Here is a 910-nt window from a genome sequence, read left to right on the forward strand (position 1 = left end):
TGTTTGTATTTCACAACGAGAACGCGATACGGACAAGGGGGCCGGTCGGGGGGCTTGGGAGTGTGGATAAGGAACACACCCCGACGTGGGCACTCGAGGGAGGCCGGGAAGGCTCGGCCAACTATGCCGAGGTCATCCGCAGAGATGGCAGACGCGAAATCTATGCGGTAGTCACGGCACTCACCGTCAACAACGGCGACGTGATCCGCATCCACACTGCCAGCGGTGGGGGCTACGGCGACCCCCGAAAGCGTTCCAGGGATAAGGTGCTCGAAGACCTCAAGAACGGATTTATCAGCGCCGAGGTAGCCACGGAAGTGTATGGGGTGACGATCTCCTGATCCAGCTCGAGGGCATTTGTGATCAAGACTTCTGACCCCATCACGCTCGAGATCATCCAGAACTCGCTCCAGGCCATCAGCGATGAGATGTTCGCGGCCATGCGTAAGACTGCCATGAGCGCCATCATCTACGAAGTGCTGGACATGGGCACAGGAATCACCGATGGGCAGGGGCAGATGGTGACTTCGGGCGCGGGGATTCCTTCCTTTGTGGGAGTGTTGGACAAAGCGGTCCAGCGTATTCTCGAACTCCATCCGGACGACATCCAGCCCGGTGATGTGTTTGCCACCAATGACCCTTTCTACGGCGGGGTGACCCACCTCAACGACGTGGTGTTGGCCATGCCGGTGTTTGCGGGCAGTGATCTGATCGCCTGGACAGCCAATATCGCTCACTGGAACGACGTTGGTGGTATGATTCCAGGTTCAATGTCGAGCAGTGCGACCGAGATTTTCCCTGTCCCTTTTCCACATCTCCAGGCCCCAGAGAGGGGCCCCTAACCTCTATGGCGTCTTCTGTTTAAAAAAAAAAAAAAAAAAAAAAAACAAACACGAGCAAAAAGAAAGAA

2 protein-coding genes are annotated in these 910 nt (G+C 56.0%); both read left to right on the forward strand.

Going from position 1 to position 910, the window contains the following annotated elements; genetic code table 11:
• The coding region (locus EKL94_RS22155; RefSeq protein ID WP_185830082.1) for a hydantoinase B/oxoprolinase family protein at positions 1-341 on the forward strand (341 nt) is incomplete at its 5' end.
• An 18-nt stretch (positions 342-359) separates the two neighbouring features.
• Positions 360-842, forward strand: coding sequence for a hydantoinase B/oxoprolinase family protein (locus EKL94_RS22160; RefSeq protein WP_221767997.1), 483 nt, complete (start codon positions 360-362; stop codon positions 840-842).
• The last annotated feature ends 68 nt before the right edge of the window (positions 843-910 follow it).

This window comes from Stenotrophomonas maltophilia, assembly GCF_003970865.1.
Lineage (GTDB): Bacteria > Pseudomonadota > Gammaproteobacteria > Xanthomonadales > Xanthomonadaceae > Stenotrophomonas > Stenotrophomonas maltophilia_AR.